18 protein-coding genes are annotated in these 22,103 nt (G+C 53.7%); 7 read left to right on the top strand and 11 right to left on the bottom strand.

The features are described from left to right. The 8 genes from GN111_RS22270 to GN111_RS22305 all read right to left on the bottom strand — a co-directional run bounded on the left by GN111_RS22270 (position 1) and on the right by GN111_RS22305 (position 8,381). Positions 1-1,389, bottom strand: a complete 1,389-nt coding sequence (locus GN111_RS22270; protein ID WP_155305867.1) for an FAD-binding oxidoreductase — start codon at positions 1,387-1,389, stop codon at positions 1-3. 12 nt (positions 1,390-1,401) lie between these two features. Then, positions 1,402-2,079 carry a LutC/YkgG family protein gene (locus tag GN111_RS22275; RefSeq protein ID WP_155305868.1) on the bottom strand — a complete coding sequence of 226 codons (678 nt, stop codon included), beginning with the start codon at positions 2,077-2,079 and terminating at the stop codon, positions 1,402-1,404. Continuing rightward, positions 2,072-3,502: a LutB/LldF family L-lactate oxidation iron-sulfur protein gene (locus tag GN111_RS22280; protein WP_155305869.1), complete on the bottom strand. Its 1,431-nt coding sequence runs from the start codon at positions 3,500-3,502 to the stop codon at positions 2,072-2,074. Before GN111_RS22280 ends, GN111_RS22275 begins: the two co-directional genes overlap by 8 nt. Next, positions 3,492-4,250 (bottom strand): (Fe-S)-binding protein, encoded by a 759-nt coding sequence (locus GN111_RS22285; RefSeq protein WP_231715529.1) that lies wholly within the window; start codon positions 4,248-4,250, stop codon positions 3,492-3,494. Before GN111_RS22285 ends, GN111_RS22280 begins: the two co-directional genes overlap by 11 nt. Positions 4,251-4,623: 373 nt before the next feature. Then, entirely contained in the window at positions 4,624-4,884 is a 261-nt protein-coding gene (locus GN111_RS22290; protein WP_155305870.1) for a hypothetical protein, read from the bottom strand. Positions 4,885-4,905: 21 nt separating this feature from the next. Further along, positions 4,906-5,919, bottom strand: coding sequence for a hypothetical protein (locus GN111_RS22295; protein WP_155305871.1), 1,014 nt, complete (start codon positions 5,917-5,919; stop codon positions 4,906-4,908). 2 nt (positions 5,920-5,921) lie between these two features. Further along, positions 5,922-7,178 (bottom strand): hypothetical protein, encoded by a 1,257-nt coding sequence (locus tag GN111_RS22300; protein WP_155305872.1) that lies wholly within the window; start codon positions 7,176-7,178, stop codon positions 5,922-5,924. A gap of 129 nt (positions 7,179-7,307) precedes the next feature. Next, positions 7,308-8,381, bottom strand: coding sequence for an MBL fold metallo-hydrolase (locus GN111_RS22305; protein ID WP_155305873.1), 1,074 nt, complete (start codon positions 8,379-8,381; stop codon positions 7,308-7,310). Between the two features lie 335 nt (positions 8,382-8,716). Between GN111_RS22305 and GN111_RS22310 the strand changes: the two genes are divergently transcribed. Then, positions 8,717-10,177 carry a sigma-54 interaction domain-containing protein gene (locus GN111_RS22310; protein WP_155305874.1) on the top strand — a complete coding sequence of 487 codons (1,461 nt, stop codon included), beginning with the start codon at positions 8,717-8,719 and terminating at the stop codon, positions 10,175-10,177. A 143-nt stretch (positions 10,178-10,320) separates the two neighbouring features. Here GN111_RS22310 and GN111_RS22315 read toward each other — a convergent pair whose 3' ends face one another. After that, entirely contained in the window at positions 10,321-11,889 is a 1,569-nt protein-coding gene (locus GN111_RS22315; protein ID WP_231715530.1) for an acyl CoA:acetate/3-ketoacid CoA transferase, read from the bottom strand. A 281-nt stretch (positions 11,890-12,170) separates the two neighbouring features. Here GN111_RS22315 and GN111_RS22320 point away from each other — a divergent pair, with 281 nt between their 5' ends. Then, on the top strand, positions 12,171-12,956 hold the full coding sequence (locus GN111_RS22320) for an SDR family NAD(P)-dependent oxidoreductase (RefSeq protein WP_155305875.1): 786 nt from the start codon (positions 12,171-12,173) through the stop codon (positions 12,954-12,956). 120 nt (positions 12,957-13,076) lie between these two features. Here the strand turns inward: GN111_RS22320 and mce are convergent, their stop codons facing one another. Further along, complete coding sequence (gene mce / locus GN111_RS22325; protein ID WP_155305876.1) at positions 13,077-13,481, bottom strand: methylmalonyl-CoA epimerase; 405 nt, start codon at positions 13,479-13,481, stop codon at positions 13,077-13,079. 49 nt (positions 13,482-13,530) lie between these two features. Then, positions 13,531-14,712, bottom strand: coding sequence for a pyridoxal phosphate-dependent aminotransferase (locus GN111_RS22330; RefSeq protein WP_155305877.1), 1,182 nt, complete (start codon positions 14,710-14,712; stop codon positions 13,531-13,533). A 680-nt stretch (positions 14,713-15,392) separates the two neighbouring features. Between GN111_RS22330 and GN111_RS22335 the strand changes: the two genes are divergently transcribed. From GN111_RS22335 to GN111_RS22355, 5 genes are all read left to right on the top strand, one after another. Further along, positions 15,393-15,731, top strand: a complete 339-nt coding sequence (locus tag GN111_RS22335; RefSeq protein WP_155305878.1) for a P-II family nitrogen regulator — start codon at positions 15,393-15,395, stop codon at positions 15,729-15,731. Positions 15,732-15,787: 56 nt separating this feature from the next. Further along, positions 15,788-17,197 carry an ammonium transporter gene (locus GN111_RS22340; protein ID WP_155305879.1) on the top strand — a complete coding sequence of 470 codons (1,410 nt, stop codon included), beginning with the start codon at positions 15,788-15,790 and terminating at the stop codon, positions 17,195-17,197. A gap of 452 nt (positions 17,198-17,649) precedes the next feature. Further along, complete coding sequence (glnD, locus tag GN111_RS22345) at positions 17,650-20,298, top strand: [protein-PII] uridylyltransferase (protein WP_170302414.1); 2,649 nt, start codon at positions 17,650-17,652, stop codon at positions 20,296-20,298. A 68-nt stretch (positions 20,299-20,366) separates the two neighbouring features. Continuing rightward, positions 20,367-21,656 carry an ammonium transporter gene (locus GN111_RS22350; RefSeq protein ID WP_155305881.1) on the top strand — a complete coding sequence of 430 codons (1,290 nt, stop codon included), beginning with the start codon at positions 20,367-20,369 and terminating at the stop codon, positions 21,654-21,656. Positions 21,657-21,719: 63 nt separating this feature from the next. Next, positions 21,720-22,058 carry a P-II family nitrogen regulator gene (locus tag GN111_RS22355; protein ID WP_155305882.1) on the top strand — a complete coding sequence of 113 codons (339 nt, stop codon included), beginning with the start codon at positions 21,720-21,722 and terminating at the stop codon, positions 22,056-22,058. Positions 22,059-22,103: the final 45 nt, after the last annotated feature.

Below are 22,103 nucleotides of genomic sequence, written 5' to 3' on the forward strand. Positions count from 1 at the left end.
CTACTCTTTCACGGCGATAATTTTGCCGGGGTTGAGGATGTTTTTGGGATCCATAGCCCGTTTGATGCGTGATGAGAAGAGAATTGTTCCCGCACTGGTCTCTTTTTCCAGATAGCGGGACTTGGCCGTGCCGGTGCCGTGTTCACCGGAGAGGGTCCCGCCCATTTTCAGGGCTTCGTCGAAGATATCGTCGATGGCCTTTTCCACTCGCTCCCATTCTTTCGTGTCGCGTTTGTCCGTGAGGATGGTCGGGTGCAGGTTGCCGTCCCCGGCGTGGCCAAATGTGCCGATGGTCAGATTGTAGCGCTTGGCGATGGCCTGGATGGCGGCCACCATGTCCGGGATGCGGCTGCGCGGTACGGTCGCGTCTTCCAGAACCAGAGTAGGTTTGAGCTGGGCCAGGGCCGACAGGGCCGCACGTCGGGCCGCCCAGACGCGGTCGCGCTCGGCTGCATCCTGCGCCACGCGGATGGAGGTCGCTCCCATGGATTGGCACAATGCCTCCACGCGGGCGGCATCTTCTTCCACCTGGGCCTTGTGTCCGTCCAATTCCACCAGCAGCATGGCCGCCGCATCGACGGGCAGGCCGGCCTTGCTGAAATCCTCGACGGCGCGGATCGTAAAATTGTCCAGAAACTCAAGGGTAGCCGGAACGATGCGCTTGGCAATGATGCCGGCTACGGCTTCCGAAGCTTTTTCCAGGGATTCGAAAACGGCAATCATGGCCTTGCGATGGGCCGGCAGCGGGATCAGTTTGAGGATGATTCCGGCAAAAACGCCCAAGGTCCCTTCGGAGCCGACCATCAACCCGGTGAGGTTGTATCCCGTGGCACATTTGACCGTTCGTGATCCCGATTTGACCAGGTTGCCCTCCACGTCGAAAAAGCTCAGGCCCATGACGTAATCCCGGGTGACCCCGTATTTGAGTCCGCGCAGGCCGCCGGCGTTTTCGGCCACATTGCCGCCGATGGTGGAGACGGCCTGGCTGCCCGGGTCGGGTGGATAGAATAGGCCTTTGGCCTCCACGGCGGCGGCCAGCTTGGCCGTGACCACGCCGGGCTGGACCACGGCGTACATGTCCGTCTCGTTGATTTCAAGGATGGACTTCAATCCGTTGGTGACGATGACCACGCCGTTTTCCAGGGGTACGGTGCCGCCGCTCAGATTGGTGCCGGCTCCGCGAACGGTCAGCGGCAGGCCGTTGTCGTTGCACAGGCGAACCGCCTTGCCTAAAGCTTCGGTTGTGGTGGGCCGCACGACGATCCCGGGCCGAACCGGATCGACGACGGCGGCGTCGTAAGCGTAGGTGTGCAGGTCGGCGGCATCGGTCCAGGCGTTGTCCTTGCCCACGATGGTTTTGAATTTTTGGACGATGGATTCGGCGATCATGGATTGCGATCCTTATTTTCTTATAATTACAATCAACTCCTTAGGCCCATGCACCCCAAATACCAGAGTGAATTCGATATCGGCGGTCTTGGACGGACCGGAGATCAGCAGGGCATTGGTGGGCATGCCTGCGGCCCAGTTCTCGGCCGTCATCATGGCGTTCATCGAATCGTAGATGGCATCGGCGTCCAGAACGGCCACGTGGACCGGCGGCACCAGGGACATGAGCCGCGGTTCTTCCGGCGTGGGCCAGAGCACCACGGCCCCGGTGTCGGCCACACCGCCGCGGGTACTGGTTACGGCCACGTCGACGGTCTCGAAAAGATCCTTTTTAAAGGTTTCCACTTCCTGGATATACGGAACTCGTTCCGGAAAGCCTTTGGCATCGGCGGGCCATGCCGATTCGATTTCCGGACCGATGGGGCTTTTCGGGCCATACAACAATCGCTTCCAGCCCTTTTCCCGGCCCAATTCCTCGAGCCTCTTTGGCCAGGCGGCGGCCTCCACGAGATGGACCTCGGTGCGCACAGCAGTCATCAACGCGGTCAACCGTTCAATCTTTTCATCGCGATCGAGGACCGGTTCCTGCGGCAGCGGTGCATCCGGTACTTCGGTCTGTTCCGTACCGGATGCATACAGGCGTTTGAAGATGCGTTCCCGGACCGGTTGGACGACAGGCGTGCTATTCATTTTTCACCCCCTCATTGCGCACCCGTTCGTGAAGGCTACTACGGGCCACACGCGGAGCCGTGCGGATCGATGTCCACTGCTTCAACGGACCGACCTTTGGCAGGTGTTTTCCCATGGCACCGGCCAAGCGGGTGCCCATTTCATTGAGCACCGGCAGGCGGTTGGCCAGCTCCCAGCCTTTCCACACCATGGTTTCCGCCAGGTTCTTTTTGTACCCGCCGCCAGGAACCACGGCGGCCTTTTCCTGGTCGTAGCTCTCGTTGCGCAGGCGGCGGATCAGATCGGGAATGGGAATCTTTACCGGACAGACTTCGCCGCAGGCGCCGCAAAGGCTGGATGCCGTGACCAGGACGCCGGTCCGTTCGAGCCCCTCCATCTGCGGCGTGAGAATCTTGCCGATGGGGCCTGGATAGACGTGCCCGTAGGCATGGCCGCCGATGCGCACGTATACCGGGCAGTGGTTCAGGCAGGTGCCGCAGCGGATGCAGAGCAGGGTCTGGCGCAGTTGGGGATCGGCCAGGATGCTTGCGCGGCCGTTGTCCAGAATCACCAGGTGGACCTCCTTGGGGCCGTCCTTTTCGCCCTTTTTGCGCGGGGAGGTGATCATGTTGACATAGGTGGTGACGATCTGCCCGGTGGCCGATCCGGTTAACAGCCTCAGCAGGGGCGGCACGTCGGAAAGCTTTTCGACTACCTTTTCCAGGCCCATGACGGCGATATGCACATCGGGGGCGGTGGTGCACATGCGGCCGTTGCCTTCGTTTTCCACCAGCAGCAGGGTCCCGGTTTCGGCAATGGCGAAATTGACGCCGGAAAGTCCCACCGTGGCGCCGGCGAAGCGCTTGCGCAGCGCCTGCCGGGCGATGGCAGTCAACTCTTCCACGTCTTCGGTGTAGGGCGTGTCTGCCAGTTTTTCGTGAAAGATGGCGGCCACCTCGTCCTTATTTTTGTGAATGGCCGGCACGATGATGTGCGAAGGCGTTTCGTGGTTGAGCTGGATAATGAACTCGCCCAGATCGGTCTCCACGGCTTCGATGCCGTTTTTCTCGAGGAACCGGTTCAGGTGCATCTCCTCGGAAACCATGGATTTCCCCTTGACCACCGACGTTGCATCGTGGCGGTGCAGGAGATCCAATACGATACCGTTGGCCTGGTCCGTATCTTCGGCCCAGTGAACCTGGATGCCGTTTTGGGTGCACTTTTCTTCGAGTTGCTCCAACAGCTGGGGAAGCTGTTTCAAGGCCCGGCGCTTGATGGCGTTGCCGGCAGCGCGCAGTCTCTCCAGCTCGTCGTTGTCCGTAAAAACGGTGCGGCGTTTGTCGACCAGGATGTCCATGGCATTGCGTAGATTTTTGCGAAGCTGGTCGTCTTTCAGGGCGCCTTCGATGTTGCTTTTAAAATCGAACCTCGTCTTAGCGTCCATTGGTTCTCTCCCAGATGAATTCGGCCAGGTGTTTGCCGTCGATGGCCACACCCTCATGGTCCATGGCACCGGTGATGTTCATCAGGCAGCCGCAGTCACCGGCGAGCAGTGTGGAAGCGCCGGTTTGCCGGATGTCGGCAACCTTGTCCTTGACCATGGCCGCGGAAATCGCCGGCTGCTTGACGGCAAAGGTGCCCCCGAAGCCGCAGCATTCGGTCTCGCGGGCAAGCTCCACCAGGGTTACGTTTTTCAACTGCCCGATCAGGTCCTTGGCGTACTGGACCACCTTCATTTCGCGCAGGGCGTGGCAGGAGCTGTGCCAGGTGACCGTGACCGGATCGCCCCGATCTTCGAATGTCGCGTTCAATACCGTGACCAGGTATTCGAACAATTCGTACACTCGGCCGGCGAAGCGGTGGGCAGCGGCTTCCTCTTCACGCCCGGCAAACAGCGCCGGGTAGTGATGCTTCATCATGCCGGCGCAGGAGCCGGAGGGAACCACAATGGGATAGGGTTGGGAAAACACCTGAATCTGTTTGCGGGCCACGGCCCGGGCTTCTTCGATAAATCCGGAATTGTAGGCCGGCTGGCCGCAGCAGGACTGATCCGGCGGAAAGATAACGTTCGCCCCAAGAGACTGAAGCAGTCGGATGGCCGCCATTCCGGCATCGGGATAGACGGCATCCATCAGGCAGGTACCGAAAAAATAGACGCTTCCGGGCAGATCGGGAGACATTGAATTTTTCACGGCTTTTTCCCAGTGTAGGGTATCGGCTCTCGAAAAACGGCTTTTTAGAAAAGATACATGGTCAGGCGGCGGCAAGCAATCCCCAATAGTATTGGTCCCACCAATAACGGGGTCCGATTATTATTAACGGCAGAATCGTGTCAACAGGGATTTTTCAGACGAATCGGCCGTTAACGGGCTTCGCTGTCGCCTTGGCGGTTTGTCCTTGGGGTTCTCGCCACCGAGGCGTTTATAAGCGAATCGTTGCTCAGCGAAAGGCGATAATGAAGGTGTGAATTCCTTCGTGGGTTGTTATTGCTGTTTCAAGAACGGGGCAAAACGGCAACATGAAGAGAAATCGAAATACTGTCAGTAATATTCGAATATGCCGTTTTCACAGGATGCGGCCCTTCTTCCCATACACGGTTTCAACGAGTTCCTGGTTGCTTTTTCCCGAGGCGTCTATGCCGAGTTCTTTGACTTCGTCTTCCAAGAAATAGGAATATTCGGAAACCAGGGGATAACAGGTTTCATAGGACTCGAAATAATCGCTGTCCGAAGCCGCCTCTTTAAACGACGTCGTTACGTCTTCGATCAGCTTGACGGCCCTGCCGAGGAATTGGTTTTTTAAGAACGATCGTCGTGTTCGATCCATGAGGGCCTTCCTGTTTTGCGGTTAATGATCGTGGTAGCAACAGTGGTGCATCTCGAGATCTGTTTCTGGGGAAAAATGCAATTCCCCGGCAGACCACCACCACGGCCGGATCACCCGATAAGCGGATTCGTCGGGATCAGTGCAGATCTCGGGCAGCCGGAAGCCTTCGGCTGTCAGGCGATCATTGACCATTTGAACGTAGACTTCCCTGCTTGGCAAAGGACGGTGGTTCCCGTTGCCGTCATCATTCATCTCAAAGCCGGTAACCAGATGGAACAGTTCGATGTCGCTATCCAGCGTTTCTTTGCAGCAATGGTTCTTGTCTATATCGAATCGGGTCCATTTTTTACGGGCAAAAACAGCGGCATAAGGGGAAGTTTTGAAGGCATATCCACAAACGGAAAACAGTTTGTCAAAAAAGAAAAATGCCAGATCCCACCCGGGAACGTCGCGATCGATTCCTCCCGGAACAACGGCTTCGACTTTTCCGTTTTGCGCCGTTTCGATGTAAAATCCGTCCACCCGCACGTCCCGCCACCGGTTGGGTGCCATGCCATCGAGTTCAATAAATTTTCTGTTTGTATCTGTTCTAAAGTCTAAATATCCCACGACAAAACAACTGTCGTCGATACGCCCCTGCCCGGCAAGAGTGGGGGTGCCCGTGTGATCGAAAAGCGTCCCTAAACGCAGCAGTGTTTCCGTACAGGAGTAGCTGTCCAGCAAGGGATCGTCGGCAGCGGGAAAATACTTGACGGCCAACCGGCCCGTTACCGGCGTAGCGCCGGGAGAAACCGGGGATGTGCAATGCTCTTCGTCATGGAGCGTACGAGCCTCTACGAGGGCCAGTTGATAGGCCCCCGTATTCTCTTGAAACCACAGGTTCCAGCCGGGTAATCCTTCGCGACTGTTGAAAAAATTGATCTGAGACAGCTCAAAATGCTTCCGTGCGCCCTCATCATGAAAAAGAAAATGAAAGAGGCGGTAAAAAAATTCCTCACCGATGCGAACGGGATCGACACTGTTTCCGACAGCCACAATTATTCAGTCCCTTTACGATCCGACCGGTATCCGGGCCACCTGTCCATGAAGTAGTCCTGAATGTTCAGCAGGACGATGATCATCACCAGAAATGCGGAGGGGTTCTCGGACGGATGGGACACGCCCGAACAGACGCCCAGCACGACTGGCGCCCACCGATAGTAGCACCACGCAAAGACAAGGCCTGCGATGATGGCAATGCCGGTGGTAACGATTCCTTTCAACCAAAGCTTCATGGATGAAAATGCACTGCCGAAATATAGATTCAGGATAATGGTCGGAACCAGTATGAAATTGCCCATGGTTACGGTGTGGCTGTATCGCCACCCGAAATTGGCATCGTTTTGACCGCCGATGTAGGCCTCGTCCCACAGATAGTCCATGATATAAAGCTGTATCTTAAAAAAGATAAATCCGAGTGCCAACCCGCCAAGAATAACGAAAATAACTCTCCAGGGCTGCTTATTGACCAGTGTCCAGGGACGGCCCTCCCACAACTGCAACGTAATGAAAATCACGATAACGGTACAAAACAGGATGCCCAGTCCGTATTCGGCACTGTTGGTGTGGGCGATCTGCTTCCACCACGGCGGTACGGCGGTGTATATTTGTGCCGGGTAGAACATGGATCCGATGTGCGGATGAAAGAATATCAGGAAAAGGGGAATGGAGAGCATTGCCATGAGCAGCCAGTTCGCCAGTCCCTGACTCGGTTGGGGGTCATTTGGCCAGATGTCCTTGCCGACGCCGACCAGCAGCACCGTGGTGAGCCACAAAAAAGGGACGGAAAGGCAGATGAATGACCATGAGGTCGTCTCGCGGGTAGACATGACATCCTGGCCCAACTGTCCGTATGTCGCAAGGCTGTTCCAGTTGAAATAGGTAACGCCGTAATTTCCGATGATGAAAAAAAGAACCCCGAAAATGAGGGCGAAGTAGAACAAAAGCGAAGTAGCCGTGAATATACCACCTTTTTTCAAGGGGTGCGACTCGGCCAGAAATCGATCGGTAAAGGGCCAGAAATCGAAAAATTCAACGTGCCACATGATAATGAGCAACATCCAGATGACAAGCGAAAACCCCAAAAGCGGCGTGTAGAGCTTGAATACTCCGCTGTTGGAAAAGAAAATCCACCATAAAGCGACGGCAGTAATCGCCAGAACGATTAAATTTACAAGACCGGAGGTCCACAAGCCCCACCGGGGAACCAGGGTTCGTGCGGCCATCCAGCTTTGATCAGCACTTCGTTTCTCCATAACATGACCTCTATTCTGGACAGGAAAACTTGGAAAGGTGCCATCTCTGTAGGGTCGATCGGCAGGTTCGCCGCCGGACCTGCCGATCAGGCACCTTTCCGTATGGATCGTCAACGGGCGGTGCTCAAATCAGAACACGACCACATCTCCGTTCCCCGTATAGATATTTGACGTGTTGGCCTTTGCCAGTGTGCCGACTTTTTTATAGGACCGAAATTTGTCCGTACCCTTTACAATCGGAAGCCCCGCCTTGACCGCTTTTTCCGCCCAAATCCAGCCGGTGCAATGGTTGCAGGCGATTTTATCCATATCGTACTGCTGGACTCCGGCAATAATATCGTCCATTTTTGGGTCCCAATTCTCAAAAGGAGAGATGTGCAGTCCGCCATAGCAGCCGTACATCTGTTTTCCATCCTTGAAATTGCGACGGGCATAGTTGATCAGGGTCAGGATTCCGGGATGGCAGCATCCTGTTACCGTGACATACCCTTTATCTTTAACTTTGAAATACATGACGTTTTCTCCCCGCACCTGAAGGGTTGCAGGAGCGTCGAAGAAGACAACCGCGGCACCGTCCTGAAGCTTGTAAAGTTTGTCGGGTTTGGTGACAATGAGTTCTCCTGTATGGGGGAAGGCGTTTTTCGGGCAACCCGGCGTTTTGGAGAAATCGGCGCCTTTCAGCAGCGCAAAGCTTTTTTCCATGGATGTGGAAGGAAAGTACATCTTGATGTCGGGTTGATGCTTCAAGGTGCTCTCAATACCAAAGTAGTGATCGATGTGATCGTGAGAGATCACCATGGTATCGATTTCCTTGTTCTTGAGCATCTTGTCGACACCGCTTTGCGCGAAGACATAATCCATCCAGTCGTTGCTCCAGCCGCTGTCCATCAGATATTTGGTTTTTGTGCCGTCAAGGGCTTCAACCTCGATCAGGGCCGCATATCCACCAAGGTTTTCTTCGTTATAGGCAACATCGTACTGGTTGGTGTTGATACCACCGGCAGCCTTGATATCCTTGCCGAGGGTTGCATTGTCGAACCAGCTCGTTTCGGACACGCATTCGACTTTAACGCTTTTTACCTCGCCGAAATCTTCCTTTTTTCTCTTCGCGTATGCACTTGTCGTCATGGTGCCTACGCCGCTGCTGATGGCCAGTCCCGCTGAACCCGCGGCCAAACCCTTCAAAAAATTACGTCGTTTCATTCAAAAACCTCCTTGTCCATCATGTAGGTGAAACACTCCGGGAGAGTGTCATCGGAAAGCTATTTTGCGAAAATGCTCATAATCTCTTGCAGTCCCAAAGTCAACGATTCGTTTTGTGCGCTTTACGGAAAGTTGCACCATGTCGGTTTTGTTTGGATGAATAATAAAAAGGCTGCTGCAAATGCCATACCGGTACAAAACTTCCTCTCCGCAGCCCCAGAAAATCACCTGCCATTTGGGAATATGCTAAAAAAACCTCGACAAATACCAATCTCGAAGCTATCTATTCCGTATCAACCATTCTACATGTAGAACTTTTGATACGGAGATTTGCAATGGAACCGCTTGACGAGAAGTTGGTAAAACGTCCCGAAGGTTCATCTGCGGAGACGAAGAGCTCAAAGGGCAAGAAAACGGATACTGAAAATCGGCTGGAAAGTTTGAGAAGAATTTTCGATAGCATCCATGACGGCGCCGTTGTTATCGACGCCCAGGGATATATCACCCATTTCAACAGGGCCTACGCGAAATTTCTCGGCATCGATTCCAGTTATCCCATAGGCAAGCACTGCACCGAAGTGATCGAAAATACACGTATGCACATTGTCGCCAAAACCGGTAAGCCGGAAATGAACCGGACCCAGCAGATAAAGGGTCAGGAGATGATGGTCCAGCGGATCCCGATCCGTTGTAACGGAAAAATCATCGGCGTTTACGGCCAGGTGATTTTTCAGAACGTCAAGAAAATAAAAAAACTGGCGGCCAGGCTCTCCATGCTGGAGTCAAAAGTTAAATTGTATGAAAGGGAACTCATCGATCTTCGATCGACGCGTTACACCATGGACAGTATCGTGGGGATCAGTCGTGCAATCAATGGATTGAAAAAAGAGGCGCTTAAGGCCACAGCCAATCGGTTTCCAGTGTTGATTACCGGTGAAAGCGGAACCGGCAAGGAGCTTTTCGCCCAGGCCATCCATCACGCCAGTCCGCGCAAACTCCACCCGTTTATCCGGCTGAACTGCGCGGCCATTCCGGGAGAACTGTTGGAGTCGGAACTTTTTGGCTATGAACGAGGGGCTTTTACCGGCGCTAAGCACGAAGGCAAACCGGGAAAATTCGAACTGGCGCACCGGGGATCGATATTCCTCGATGAGATCGGAGAACTGCCGCTCAGCATGCAGCCGAAATTGCTGCGCGTATTGGAGGAAAAAGAATTCGAACGAATCGGCGGCACAAAAATCATCCGATCCGATTTTCGCCTGATTGCGGCAACCAATCGAAATCTTGAAGACATGATGGCCAAGGGACTTTTCCGGCGGGATCTTTTCTACCGCCTCAACGTGATTTCGCTTCAGATTCCGCCTCTGCGTGAGCGCAGGGAAGATATCGTTCTCCTGGCAAGACATCTTCTCAAACAAATGATAGAAGATGCGGCCTTCGCTCAAATCAGCATGGATGCAGACGTGGAAATGATGCTTCAAAATTATGACTGGAAAGGAAACGTCCGGGAACTCACCAACGTCCTCGAGCGGGCACTCTCTTCGGTGGAAGGAGATGTTATTCAGCCGGACGATCTGCCGTTCTACTTGCACCGCCGTCAGAAAAAGATGGCCTCGGCGATTTCCTCTTTAAAGCAGGCCCAGGTCGAGGCCGAAAAAGAGGCCATTCAGACAGCCCTGGAAGAAACAGGTTACAACAAGGCTCATGCAGCGAGACTGCTCGGAATTCACCGCACGCTCTTGTATAAAAAGGCTGAACGATATGGCCTCGCGCTATCTCCCAGGAAACAATTGTAGCAAAATTGATACAGCCAAAAGCGTGCTAGGCCGGAATTAAATAGGGCTGACAGAAGATGGGATAAAAACAGAATTGAAATGGCCACAAAAGAAAGAACGATCCTGCAACTGACCGTCAGCAGGATCGTTCCTGTTGGATGCAATTAGAAATTTTCCCGAAACCCCATTGGGCCTGCCTGGAAGATACGACGATCCATCATGATGGGTGACTTCTTTACAACGGGAACGAAATCCATATGCGCAAATATGTCCGTTTCGATATCGATGCCCGGTGCGATCTCGGTTAACGCCATTCCCTCCTCAGTGAGTTCGAAAACGCATCGCTCGGTAATATATAATACTTTCTGCTTTTTTTGGCGGGCGTACTTCCCGCTGAAAGTGATGTGTTCGACCCGGTCCAGGAATTTTTTGAACTTCCCTTCCTGAACGATTTTTATTTTGCCGTCCTCAATGGCAACCTTCAGGCCTCCGGCGGTAAAAGTCCCCATAAATATCACCCGATTGGCATTTTGGGTGATATCGATAAAACCGCCGGCACCGGCCAGCTTTGGCCCGAATTTACTGACATTCAGGTTTCCCTCCTTATCCGCCTGGGCAAGTCCCAGAAATCCAATATCAAGCCCCCCGCCGTGATAAAAATCAAACTGGGCAGGCTGCCCGATGATGGCATCCGTGTTGGTGGCTGCACCGAAATTAAGGCCGCCAGCCGGAAGTCCACCAATGACACCCGGTTCCGCCGTAAGGGTAATTTCCGCCAAAATCCCCTCTTCGTTGGCCACCGGTGCCACGCCCTCCGACATACCGATTCCAAGGTTTACGATATCGCCGGGTTGAAGCTCGAAGACGGCCCGTCGGGAAACGATTTTTCGTTCGGTCATTTCCATCGGTGGAATCGATTCCATGGGAATCTTTATCTCACCGCTGAAAGAAGGGTCGTATTCCACGGCGAAGGTCTGCCAGTGATTTTCTTTTTGGGACAAAACCAAGTAATCAACCATGATTCCTGGAATTTTGACGTCTTTGGGCTTGAGCGTGCCCCGCTTGGCGATGCGTTCGATCGCCACAATTACAATGCCCCCGGAATTATGCGCGGCTGTCGCAATCTCCAATGATTCGAGGGTCAACGCCTCTTTTTCGATGGTAATGTTTCCGTCTTCGTCAGCAGTCGTTCCCCGCAGGATCGCAACGTTAATCGGCCGGTTTTTATAGGCCAAATACTCTTTCCCATCGAACTCGATAAGTTCGACGATCTCTTCAGTTGTAATTGCATTGATCTTTCCGCCGGTATCGCGCGGATCGACAAATGTTCCCAGGCCCACGTGACTGATGGTTCTTGGTTTGTGGGCGGCGATATCCCTGTACATGTGAGAAATAATACCCTGAGGCAGGTTGTATCCGATCACCTTGTTTTCAATGGCCAATCGGGCCATCCCGGGAGCAAGGCCCCAGTGACCGCCGATAACCCGTTTTACCAGGCCGTCATGAGCAAAGTGGTTCAATCCCTTTTTGTCGCTGTCTCCTTGTCCGGCTGCATACATGATGGTCAGATCCCTCGGCTTTCGATGCTTTACATACGAGGTCTCGATTGCTGAGAAAATTTCTTCCGGTATGGCGGTTGCTACAAAACCGCCGAAAGCGATGGTGTCTCCGTCCTTGATTTTACCGACCGCCTCCGTTGCCGGAATGAGTTTACTTCTCTCCAATTGTGGCATTTGATAACTCCTGAAAAAGTAATCTAACAAAATAGCTGTTCGTGCTATTTGGCTCATCACATCCAAATCCCATGCCATACTGTTTATGTCTGGTCGAAACAGGTTGGCCGGCAAAAAAGGAGAACGTTCACATGCATTTCTTATAGAGCGTTTGGCGTAAGCTTTGCATTGTGTGTTATATGGCGAGCAATTGCAAAAACGCCGGAAAGCGAGTCACTAACACCTCTCTGCCAAATAAATTTGCGGTGACGCAAAACCGTTTATAACAAAGGAGAAATGATATGCTTGAAGTAAAAGATTCCGTTGCGGTTATTACAGGAGGAAGCGGCGGCATCGGGATGGCTCTGGCCAGATACTGGGTTAAAAAACAGGGAAAAGTGGTTTTGGCCGATGTGGTTCCCGAGGCTCTTGAAAAAGCCAAGGAGGAGTTGGGCGGCAGCATTGTCACCATTCCATGCGATGTTACCAATGAAGAGGATTGCGGGCGATTGGCGGACAAGGCCATTAATGCGTTCGGGCAGATCAACCTGGTTGCCCCTTTTGCAGGAATCATCATGGATGGTTTGATGCTTTCGACTGATCGTGAAACCGGCAAGGTGAAAAAGAAAATGTCACTCAAGCAATTTCAGAATGTCGTTGACATCAATCTCACCGGCGTTTTTCTCACCGTACGGGAGTGCACCGAACGCATGGTGAACAACAATTGTAAGGGGCTTGTCTGTCTTATTTCTTCTACCGGCGCATTGGGAACGGCGGGTCAGATTAACTACTCTTCTACGAAGGCAGCCATGTCTGTAATGCCTAAGGTTATAACCGCCGAGTTTTTTCGTCGTGGCCTGTCCGGCAAAATTCGATGTGTCGCAGTAGCACCCGGCTATGTGGGTACACCCATGGTCAAGAATATGGACCAAAAGGCGCTTGAGAACATTCTGCACGAGGTTCCCATCGGCCGTTTAATCGAACCGGAAGAGGTTGCCGATCTGGTGGGTGCGATTTATCAAAATGAGGCCTTGGCTGGAGACACGTACTTTATCCATGGCGGCCTGCGGCTTGGTTCCAGGGGGTAATAAACCCCAACGTATGCAACTATGGGGTAAAAAAGAGGCCGGAGAGGCTAAAAGCGAGCCGCCGGCCTTTTTTTAAAATAAATCAACCACTGCCGTTTCATTGGAGACCCGGCAAAAAAATCAGTCTCTCTGGCACAGCTCCACTAAAACACCGGCGGTGGCTTTGGGGTGCAAAAAGGCGATCTTGGCCCCGCCGGCACCTATCCTGGGCTCCTGGTCGATGAGTTTGACGCCCTTTTCCTTTAGCTCGGCCAGCGCCTCTTCGATGTTTTCGACCCGGAACGCCACATGCTGGATGCCCTGGCCCCGTTTTTCGATATATTTGGCCACGGGGCCGTCCGGCGCCGTGGACTCAAGCAACTCGACTTCGCTTTCGCCCACCGGGAAAAAAGCCGTGGTGACTTTCTGTTCGGCAACGGTCTCGGCACCTTCGAAATTCAGGCCCAGCACGCCGGACCAGAAATCCTTGCCATCCTCGATGCTGTTTACCGCGATTCCCAGATGATCGATCTTCAAAATCTTCATGCAATTTGCCTCCTTCTAAGGTTTATCGATTCCTGTTCTGAACATATGTTTATTTAAATTTTTCCATTACCCGTTTGAAGCCCGGCAATGCCTTGACAATGGTCTGATCGTCCACGCAAAAGGCGATGCGGAAATGGCCTGGCCCGGCAAACCCGCTGCCAGGCACCACGAGAATCAACTCTTTTTGCAGCTCCCTTACGAAGGCCACATCGTCGGCGATGGGCGTTTGAGGAAAAAGGTAAAAAGCGCCCGGTGGTGTGGTGAAGGTATAGCCGGCATCGGCCAATCCCTCGCAGAAAATATCCCTTTTGCGTTTGTACTCGTTGATATCCACGCTCATCCCCTGCATGCAGGCCACCACCCGCTGCATCAGTGCCGGCGCATTGACAAACCCCAGAATCCGGTTGGTGAGCGCCATGCCAGCCATTAATTCCTTTTTATGCGTTGCGGCGGGGTTGACCGCGGCAAAACCGATGCGTTCGCCGGGAATGGAGATGTCTTTGGAATAGGATGTCGCCAGGATACTCTGAGCGTAGCTCTGGAAAATGGAGGGTACCCGGGCGTCGTCGAAGACGATTTTGCGGTAGGGTTCGTCGGAAACCAGATAAATGATGTGACCGAACTGGCCGCTTTTCTGCTCGAGCAGTTTCCCCAGGGCATCCAGGCTGGCCTTGTCGTAAATCTGACCGGTCGGGTTATTGGGCGAATTGATCAGAACGATCTTGGTTTTCTCGGTAATGGCGTCGGCAATAGCATCCAGGTCTAACGTGAAATCCGGCCGGGTGCCTACCATTTTCAACACCCCTCCGTGATTGTCGGCGTAAAAACGGTACTCCACAAAGCAGGGCGTGGGCGTCAGCACCTCGTCACCGGGATCGAGCAGGGCCTTGAAAATTACGTTCAGGGCGCCGGCGGCGCCGCAGGTCATGATGACGTCATCGCAGCTCATGGTCACACCCTGTTCAATGGTGAGGTATTCGGCGACGGACACACACACCTGGGGATACCCGGCCTGGGGCATGTAGCAGTGGTCTCCGAGGCCGCATGAATCCACCGTATCCCGCAAAACTTCGTTGAACTTTTCGGGTGGTGGGAGGTTGGGGTTTCCCAGGCTGAAGTCGAATACATTGTCGGCGCCATGTTCGGCCTTGAGCCTGGCGCCCTCTTCAAACATTTTTCGAATCCATGACGATTGGGTCATGATCTCTTCAATTTTACGGGCAACGGTCATCGGTCGGTCTCCTGTTCCGTCGGTGGGGTTGCGGGGGCAACGGGTTGAATCTTTCGGTCAGTCCTGCTGTGGCGAAAACCAACTTATGGAGATCCTGAATAAAATTCAAGCCATAATTTCAAATCGAAAAGCGGTCAGCCATCCCGTTTTACTGTACGCCCACCCTCCGATCACGGTATACATCGGCGGTGTTACATTTTTGTAACTGGCGGGCTCGAATTCATTTTTCGGTGTTAAAAAAGTGCCAACCGGTCGGACCAAAGAAAGCGGGTTGGCGATACGAATGACTAATAGAATCGAAAGACAGGATTCCCATCCATTTCGATTCCGCTCCCGCCAAATAAAGGGATCGCAAAGCCAATAAGGGACAGCCTCATAGAAAAGGCCCTGATCCACATTGGAAGAATGCTGCGATTGATACCCGGCAACGGGATTTGTGGTCAAAAATTACGTTTTTGCAATATCTTGGTATTTTTATACTGATTTTGTAATTTTAATGGCGTTTAAAACACAAAAAAGTAAATACGATATCGAATGATCAGTTTTGGAATTTTTATTTTTTTTTATTTATCAAATAGTTATGTAATTTTTTGCTGCAATTGGCACAGCGGTTGCTCAGTAGGAATGGCAAAGACGTCAATGCCCGGGATTGCTCAACTCATTAATCAGGAGATGCTTCCATGAAAAAAATCGAAACAATAATTAAACCGTTCAAACTGGACGATGTCAAAGATGCCCTCAACAAAATCGGCGTTTCAGGTATGACCATCAGCGAAGTCAAGGGCTTCGGGCGCCAGCGCGGCCATAAAGAAATTTATCGCGGTGCCGAGTACCAGACCGATTTCATTCCCAAAGTCAAAATCGACATCGTCGTGGACTCCGATCTGACGGACAAAGTGGTTGCCACTATTTCCGAGGTGGCCAATACAGGTAGTGTCGGAGATGGCAAGATCTTCGTCCTGCCTGTTGAAGGCGCCTACCGCATTCGTACCGGGGAATCCGGCAAGGATGCCATTTAGCTTAAATACGAATTGTTCAAATTTTAAAATATAATTTACTTTCAAGGGAGAAAAAAATGAAACTGAAAGCATTTGTCCTGCTGATCCTGGCCGTTTTGATAAGCGTTCCGTTTGCTCTGGCGGCGGATCCCGAACCCACGGTGCTGACCAATAAAGATGCCATCGATCTGGTACAGACCCATGCCAATTACCTGTGGACCCTGGTGGCAGCCTGTCTGGTGTTTTTCATGCAGGCCGGATTTGCCATGGTGGAAGCCGGTTTTACCCGCGCCAAAAACTCCATCAACATCATGATGAAAAACCTCATGGATTTTTCCATTGGCTCCATCGCCTTCTGGGCCATCGGGTTCGGCCTGATGTTCGGAGCCTCCGCTACCGGTTGGTTCGGCACCTCCGGTTTTTTCCTCAGCGATTTCACGCCGGATGGCGATCCCTGGGTCCTGGCCTTCTGGATGTTCCAGGTCGTTTTCGCCGCCACGGCCGCCACCATCGTTTCCGGCGCCATGGCCGAGCGCACCAAGTTCACCGGCTACATTCTTTACAGTATCGTCGTTTCGGCCCTGATTTACCCGGTCTTCGGGTCCTGGGCCTGGGGCAGCCTGTTTAACGGCAGCGGCTGGCTGGAAGGCTTCGGCTTCATCGATTTCGCCGGATCCACCGTGGTCCATTCAGTGGGCGGATGGGCGGCTCTGGCTGGCGCCATCGTCCTCGGCCCCAGAATCGGTAAATATACCAAAGACGGGAAAGTCAAACCTATCATGGGTCACAATATCCCTCTGGCAGCACTGGGCGTTTTTATCCTGTGGCTGGGATGGTTCGGCTTCAACCCCGGATCCACTACTACCGCGGATACCAGTATCGCCATGATTTTCGTCAACACCAACCTGGCGGCCGCCGCCGGTGCCGTGCTGGCCATGATCGCCTCCTGGGCTAAATTCGGCAAGCCTGAAGTCGGCATGAGTCTCAACGGTGCCCTGGCCGGTCTGGTGGCCATTACCGCCGGTTGTGCCAATGTCCTGCCCGGAAGTGCGATCATCATCGGTGCCATTGCCGGTGTTCTGGTGGTCTTTTCGGTCTTGTTCTTCGACAAGATCAAGGTCGATGACCCGGTCGGCGCGGTTTCCGTCCATGGCGTGAATGGTGCCTGGGGTACCCTGGCCGCCGGAATTTTCAACATCGGCGGAACGTCCGCCAGTATTATCGGGGTTCAGTTGCTGGGCATCGCCGCCTGCTTCATCTGGACCTTTCCCATGGCTTTCATCATGTTCAAACTTATTGACAAAGCCATCGGTCTGCGGGTTTCCCCGGAAGAAGAACTGGAAGGATTGGACCTTGCCGAACACGGTGGCATCGCCTATCCGGACTTCGGTGTCTCCACCCATGGCGGCATCTCTTCAATCGGCGGAACGCCTTCGTCCGGGGCCCCCGGTTACAGCCCTTCCGCCAAACCGGTAACCCAGTCGTAAACGCTCCAACACGAGTCGGATGATTATCATCGCACGGTAAGCCATCTGTTCCTCCCCGCAATCCACCCTGAAGCGGCCGGTCCTGCTGCTTCGGGGTGGATTTGCTTTAAGCCGGGCGTCTCGCCTTTTCCTTAAAATTGCGATTGTTTATCATTGCCGGGGAGCAGTACCTGTGCACGGGGTTGAAATTCCCAATGTGCCACAACTGCCTGATCAGTAAGCGGCATAAGGCTGTCCGAATGACTCTGCAAGTTTCTGAGATTTTCCTCTTAATTCCAATTTTGTAATTATTTGCTCAAAAATATTTCAATTTTGTAATTGTGATAGCAAAATCGATATCTTTGAATACAAGCATAACTATTTTTTATTAAAAGATATATCTACATAATCGGCAAATGGCACGCCGGTTGCTCTACAAATTGATTGTTCGAAACAACAATCAAGGTAGAGATGTGAACGATCCCCGCCCCCACAACCTGTACGCCGATGTTTCCGTGGCCCTGAAAGAAGGGCGTGAACGGCTCATCAACGATCTGGTGGCCGGCAAGGCCCCGACGTTTCTCGACGACCATGCCCGGCTCATCGACGACTATTTTCACCAGAGCTACGAAAAAAGCGTGGTGGGTCCCACCATGGACATTGCCAAAAATCCATATGCCGTTGTGGCATTAGGGGGATACGGACGCGGCGAGCAGTGTGTCTATTCCGATGTGGACCTGCTGTTTCTGTTCGAAAAGAAGGTTCCCCCCGTGGCCGAGGAATTGGTCCGTGAAATCATCTATCCCCTGTGGGACATGGGTCTGGATGTGGGGCACGCCACACGCTCCATCAAAGAGTGCCTTTCCATGGCGCGCCAGGATTTCGAGGTGCTGACCTCCATTCTCGACGCCCGTTTCATCTGCGGCATGTCGCCCCTTTTCATGAAACTGATGGACAAGATCCGCGCCAAGTTCATCAACCTCAAACCGGATGCGATTATCTCCTGGCTGGTTGAATCCAACCGGGAACGGCACCGTCATTTCGGCGACTCTTCCTATCTGCTGGAGCCCAACTTCAAGGAGGGCCAGGGGGGGCTGCGGGACTATCACACCATGCTCTGGATCGCCAAGATCAAATCCGGAATCAAGCACCGCCGGGATCTGGAGTATTATGGCTATTTTTCCCACGAGGATTACAAGCGCCTGTCCGGCGCCCTGGCGTTTATCTGGAATGTAAGAAACCGCTTCCATTTGATGATGGGTCGAAAAAGCGACCGGATTCATCTTGAACAGCAGCGCAAGCTGGCCGAGGTGATGGGGGTGCCTGCGTTCAACGGCCATTTACCCGTGGAGCACCTGTTGGGTGAGCTGCACAGCCACATGGAGTACGTCAAGCAGCAGCATGAGATGTTTCTGTACGAGATGGAACAGAGCAAGCGGCTCAAAAGAAAGAACAAGGGACTGAAGGTTACCGAAGTCAAGGGCCTCAAATTCAACCGTGGCATGCTCAACTTCGCCTCTCCGGAAAAAATACTTAATAATCCGCAGTTGCTGATGGACATTTTTGTGGAAAGCGCCGCCCAGAAGGCGCCATTGAACAGCGAAGCCAAAAGACTGGTGCAGGATTTCGGTTATATAGTCGATGCCCGCTTCCGATCCGATCCGCAAGTGGTGAAACAGTTCGAGCGCATCCTGATCCGATCCAGCCGGGCCTTCGAGGTGTTCAATCAGATGCTCAATACGGGTTTTCTGGCGCGGTTCATCCCGGATTTCAAACCCGTCATCAACCGTATTCAGTTCGACCAGTATCATCTTTACCCCGTCGCCCGGCACCTTCTTTTCACCATCAGAATCCTCAAGGAAATCGACGGCGACGCCCTTCAGCCGAATGATCCGCTGGCAACCAGTCTTTACAAGGAGTTGAGAAAAAAGAAACTGCTCCTGTGGGCGGCACTCCTTCACGATATCGGCAAAGGGGAGCCCAAAAGCGGCCACTCCGAGCGCGGCGCGATTCTGGCCGAGAAAATTATGCTGGAAAAAGGCGCCGCCCCGGTGGACGCCAAAATCGTGGCCTTTCTGGTCGAGCACCACCTGCTGTTGATTCAGACGGCCACGCGGCGGGACGTCAACGATGAAGAGACGGCCCTTTCCATGGCCCGAACCATTAAAAAGGTGGAGCTGCTGAAAATGCTCTACCTGCTTACCGTTGCCGACTCCATGGCCACCGGGCCCAAAGCCTGGAACGACTGGACTTCCAGCCTTTTGCGGAACCTGTTCTTCAAGGTGCTCAATGTTCTCGAACGCGGCGAACTGGCCTCCGGCCGCGCCGTCAGAAGCGTCGAGAAAAAAAGACAGGCGGTCATCGCCGCCATGGCAGGGGAAATGGAGACGGACCGGTTGGAGACGCTTCTCAACTTCATGTCGCCCCGCTACATGCTTTACATGCCGGCAGCAAAAATTCCTGGACATCTGAAGCTGTACGACAGACTCGGGGACCAGCCCTTTGTGTGGCAGATCGAACAGTCACCCGGTGCCGACACCCGTACCGTGACCATCTGCGGCAAGGACCGGCCCGGTCTGATTTCAAGAATCGCCGGGGTATTCACCCTGAATAACATCAACATCCTCGATGTTCAGGTGTTTACCTGGCGCAACAACATCGCCCTGGACGTGTTCGAAGTGACGCCGCCGCCGGATCCGATTTTCGAGGACGAACGCTGGGAGCGGGCCGGCCGAAATCTCGAAGAAGCCCTCACGGACCGGTTGGATCTGAGTCGGGAACTGGTTCGCAAAGACAGCGATGCCACCCCTATCCAGCCTTATACTGCCGATCGCCCCACGGAAATCGTGGTGGACAACGACACCTCCAGTTTTTTCACCATCGTCGAGGTGGTGACGTTCGATTTTCCCGGTCTCCTCTTCCGGGTGACCGATGCGCTTTTCAAGTGCGGCCTGGATATCTGGGTCGCCAAAATCGCCACCAAAGTGGACCAGGTGGTGGATGTTTTTTATGTCAGGGATTTCGACGGCCAGAAGGTGGACGCACCGCATCAGGTCGAGGCCCTCAGAGCAGCCATTGCGGAGATTCTCCCGGGTGAAGATCCGCTGCAGGCTGAGGCCTGAATCCCTGTGTTTGGGGAGGAGAAGCGACAGAAAAACATGAATCTTAAAAAAAACAAGGACCAATCCCTATGAAATTGAAATCGATCTGGCTCGCGACACTGCTTGGATTCATCGCCACCCCCGCTTTCGCAGAAGACGCGATCAATGCGGGCGACACGGCCTGGATCATCGTTGCCACGGCCCTGGTGATGATGATGACCCCGGCCGGACTGGCCCTGTTTTACGGCGGCATGTCCCGGTATAAAAACCTGCTCAACACCCTGGCAATGACATTCGTCGCCTACTGCCTGGCCAGCGTGATCTGGATGATGTGGGGCTATACACTGGCTTTCGGGACGAGCAAGGGCGGCATCGTCGGCGGCTTCGACCACTTCTTCATGTCCGGCATCGGCGTCGGCAGCGTTTCGGGCTCCATTCCGACCCTGGTGTTTGCCCTGTTCCAGATGACCTTTGCCGCAATTACCGTGGCCCTGGTGCTGGGGTCGGTTGTAGACCGCATGAAATTTTCCTCATGGATCGTTTTTACCATCCTGTGGGTCACCTTCATCTATTGTCCCATCGCCCACTGGGTCTGGGGCGGCGGCTGGATGGGAGAGATGGGAGCCCTCGATTTTGCCGGCGGCAACGTGGTGCACATCAACGCCGGCGTGGCAGGGTTGGTGCTGGCCCTGGTGTTGGGCAAGCGCATCGGCTATGGCAAGGAGGCCATGTTCCCCTCCAGCATTACCCTGACGGCCCTGGGCGCGGCCCTGCTGTGGTTCGGCTGGTTCGGATTCAACGCCGGCAGCCAGCTGGCCGCCGATGGCGTGGCCGCATCTGCTTTCCTGGTGACCAACACCTCCGCGGCTACGGCGGCCCTAGTGTGGATGTTCTGCGAATGGAGCGCCACCGGAAAACCCACGGTGCTGGGTATCGCCTCGGGCGTGGTGGCTGGCCTGGTGTCCATTACCCCGGCTGCCGGCTTCGTCAATCTGCCGGCATCCCTGGTCATCGGTCTGGGAGCCGGAGCCCTGGGCTACTTTTCCGTTGCCGTGATCAAACAAAAAGTAGGATATGACGATTCCCTGGATGCCTTCGGTGTCCACGGCATGTGCGGCATCTGGGGCGCCCTGGCGACCGGCCTGTTCGCCAATCCAGCCATCACCGAAGGTGCGGCCGGCCTGTTTTACGGCAACCCTGGCCAGTTGTGGACCCAGATCGTCTCAATCATCGCCACGGCCGTTTTCACCGCCGTCGGGACCCTGATCGTCGTTTTCGTCACCAAAGCGATCACCGGCGGCCTGCGGGTCGACGGAGACGAAGAGATTCAGGGTTTGGACAATGCCCTGCATGGCGAACGCGGATTCGAAATCATGTAACCCGCATAGAAATTAGAAAGATTTTTATTGCTTTCACGACCAAATTTAAGAGGAGGTAGAAAAATGAAAAAAATCGAGGCCATCGTCAAGCCATTCAAGCTGGACGATGTGAAAGAGGCCCTCAACGAGATAGGCATCCAGGGGATGACCATTTCGGAGGTCAAAGGCTACGGGCGCCAGAAAGGCCATAAAGAGATCTACCGGGGCGCCGAGTACGTGGTGGATTTCATCCCCAAGGTGAAAATCGAGATCATCGTCGATTCCGAGCGTGCCGACGAGGTGGTGGAGGCCATTAAAAATTCGGCCAACACCGGTAAAATCGGCGACGGAAAGATTTTTGTCTTCAACGTGGAAGAGGTGATCCGGGTGAGGACGGGCGAAAAAGGCAAGGATGCCATTTAAACAGGAAAATAGATAAATATCTAACAACCTATTATTGGAGGAAAT

The organism is Desulfosarcina widdelii, from assembly GCF_009688965.1.
Lineage (GTDB): Bacteria > Desulfobacterota > Desulfobacteria > Desulfobacterales > Desulfosarcinaceae > Desulfosarcina > Desulfosarcina widdelii.

What these genes read in the sequence shown, in the direction of transcription:
- GN111_RS22310 (WP_155305874.1), top strand. Translation starts at nt 8,717, where the DNA reads ATGGAACCGCTTGACGAGAAGTTGGTAAAACGTCCCGAAGGTTCATCT.
- GN111_RS22270 (WP_155305867.1), bottom strand. Translation starts at nt 1,389, where the DNA reads ATGATCGCCGAATCCATCGTCCAAAAATTCAAAACCATCGTGGGCAAG.
- mce (WP_155305876.1), bottom strand. Translation starts at nt 13,481, where the DNA reads ATGAAGATTTTGAAGATCGATCATCTGGGAATCGCGGTAAACAGCATC.
- GN111_RS22355 (WP_155305882.1), top strand. Translation starts at nt 21,720, where the DNA reads ATGAAAAAAATCGAGGCCATCGTCAAGCCATTCAAGCTGGACGATGTG.
- GN111_RS22335 (WP_155305878.1), top strand. Translation starts at nt 15,393, where the DNA reads ATGAAAAAAATCGAAACAATAATTAAACCGTTCAAACTGGACGATGTC.
- GN111_RS22305 (WP_155305873.1), bottom strand. Translation starts at nt 8,381, where the DNA reads ATGAAACGACGTAATTTTTTGAAGGGTTTGGCCGCGGGTTCAGCGGGA.
- GN111_RS22330 (WP_155305877.1), bottom strand. Translation starts at nt 14,712, where the DNA reads ATGACCGTTGCCCGTAAAATTGAAGAGATCATGACCCAATCGTCATGG.
- GN111_RS22320 (WP_155305875.1), top strand. Translation starts at nt 12,171, where the DNA reads ATGCTTGAAGTAAAAGATTCCGTTGCGGTTATTACAGGAGGAAGCGGC.
- GN111_RS22300 (WP_155305872.1), bottom strand. Translation starts at nt 7,178, where the DNA reads ATGGAGAAACGAAGTGCTGATCAAAGCTGGATGGCCGCACGAACCCTG.
- GN111_RS22340 (WP_155305879.1), top strand. Translation starts at nt 15,788, where the DNA reads ATGAAACTGAAAGCATTTGTCCTGCTGATCCTGGCCGTTTTGATAAGC.
- GN111_RS22350 (WP_155305881.1), top strand. Translation starts at nt 20,367, where the DNA reads ATGAAATTGAAATCGATCTGGCTCGCGACACTGCTTGGATTCATCGCC.
- GN111_RS22290 (WP_155305870.1), bottom strand. Translation starts at nt 4,884, where the DNA reads ATGGATCGAACACGACGATCGTTCTTAAAAAACCAATTCCTCGGCAGG.
- GN111_RS22315 (WP_231715530.1), bottom strand. Translation starts at nt 11,889, where the DNA reads ATGCCACAATTGGAGAGAAGTAAACTCATTCCGGCAACGGAGGCGGTC.
- GN111_RS22280 (WP_155305869.1), bottom strand. Translation starts at nt 3,502, where the DNA reads ATGGACGCTAAGACGAGGTTCGATTTTAAAAGCAACATCGAAGGCGCC.
- GN111_RS22275 (WP_155305868.1), bottom strand. Translation starts at nt 2,079, where the DNA reads ATGAATAGCACGCCTGTCGTCCAACCGGTCCGGGAACGCATCTTCAAA.